Here is a 1774-nt window from a genome sequence, read left to right as displayed (position 1 = left end):
ATGGCTCAGCCTGTGTGAAAACGTTTTGATCACTTTTTCGAATAAGCACCGAATACTTATGATCAATCAATCTCAAAACAAGATAATAAATCACTCTATATTTGCTATAATATTCATTAGGTTAATTGATTATATGTTGGCTATATGTCACGTCATATTAAAGGTTTATCTCGCTCCCAAGCAACCCTCTTTCCAGAAATGCTTGAAGATTTTGTCGCTAAAGAAAATCCTGTTAGAGTAATTGATGTATTTGTCGAGGGGTTAGATTTAGAAAACCTTGGTTTCAAAGGTGTTCAATCTAAAGCAACTGGCCGACCTGGTTATCATCCAGCCATATTACTCAAAATTTATATCTATGGTTATTTAAACCGAATTCAGTCATCACGCTGTCTAGAGCGAGAAACACAACGTAATGTTGAACTTATGTGGCTCACGGAGCGTTTATCACCAGACTTTAAAACAATCGCTGACTTTAGAAAAGATAACCATCTTGGAATTAAAAACGCCTGTAAAACGTTCGTTCAAATGTGCCATAAATTCAATATGTTTAGTGAAGCGACCGTTGCCATTGATGGTAGTAAATTTAAGGCGTCAAACAACAAAGATAAAAACTACACACCGAGTAAAATAAAGTCACATATTGAGCGAGTAGAAAAACATATTAATAAATATTTTCAGCAACTTGAACAATCAGATTCACAAGAGAACTCACCAAATAACATTGCTAATATTGAATCTAAGTTAGATTTCCTAAAACAACATCTCGTCGAACTAAAAGAGATGGAGTTAGCCGTAAATAATCATCCTGATAAACAAATATCAATGGTCGATCCAGATAGTCGCTTGATGAAAACACAGGGTATGGCACGAGCGGTTTGCTATAACATACAAAGCGCTGTCGATACGAAACATCATTTAATTGTTGCTCACGAAGTCACCAATACAACCGATAGAGGCCAGTTGTGCAACATGACCAAACAGACACTTAAAGCGTTAGGGAAAAGTGTTACGACGATATTGGCAGATAAAGGTTATTACAGCCGACAAGATATTAAAGATACTCAAGATTTAGGTGTATCGACTCTTGTACCTAAAACCGATACATCAGGCTCAGAAAAGAAGGGGATTTTTAACAAGTCACTGTTTCAATACAATCAAGATAATGATGTTTATATTTGCCCCGCGGGCAATGAGCTTCAACATCGATTCAATGCGATAGAAGGAGGGTTAGATATCAAAATTTACTTCAATGGTATGGCTTGTAAAAATTGTACTATCCGAAGCCAATGTACCCGTTCTAAAAAAGACCCAAGAAGAATGAGACGTTGGAACCATGAAGCTGATATGGAAAAAATGGAAGCCTTGCTCGAAGCAACGCCTAATGCGATGCTTCAACGAAAACAAACGGTTGAACATCCCTTTGGTACGATTAAGTTGTGGGCAGGAGCCACGCACCTTTTAACAAGAGGGTTTAAAAATGTCAGTACAGAATTGAACCTGCATGTATTGGCGTATAATTTAAAAAGAATGCTCAATATATTTGGAATAGAAAAGTTGATGAAGGAAGTGATGTTGCCGTAAGAGGTAACTCTTTCCTTAAAAGACCCAAATATGTTTCAAATAGGAGCCAACATCAGCAATTTTGAACGAATAAAAAATATAAAGCATGGATATTCATAAATATCGGCTTCGCTACGCGAAGCCTTATAAAGAGCTGATATAAACCCTCAATAATGAAAACTTACAATAATTAGTTTTCACACAGGCTGGGCTA

1 protein-coding gene is annotated in these 1774 nt (G+C 36.5%); it reads left to right on the top strand.

The window, feature by feature from the left end:
* Window positions 1–144 precede the first annotated feature (144 nt).
* The gene (locus H4J61_RS00115) at window positions 145–1581 is read left to right on the top strand and encodes an IS1182 family transposase (protein WP_182182613.1); all 1437 of its coding nucleotides are present in this window, start codon (window positions 145–147) and stop codon (window positions 1579–1581) included.
* Window positions 1582–1774: the final 193 nt, after the last annotated feature.

This window comes from Colwellia sp. MB3u-4, assembly GCF_014077065.1.
Classification (GTDB): domain Bacteria; phylum Pseudomonadota; class Gammaproteobacteria; order Enterobacterales; family Alteromonadaceae; genus Cognaticolwellia.
The sequence above is the reverse complement of the archived record's forward strand: the minus strand, read 5'-3'. Positions and strand labels throughout refer to the sequence as shown.

Excerpts from the sequence above, each read along its gene's own strand:
- H4J61_RS00115 (WP_182182613.1), top strand. The coding sequence starts at position 145 with ATGTCACGTCATATTAAAGGTTTATCTCGCTCCCAAGCAACCCTCTTT.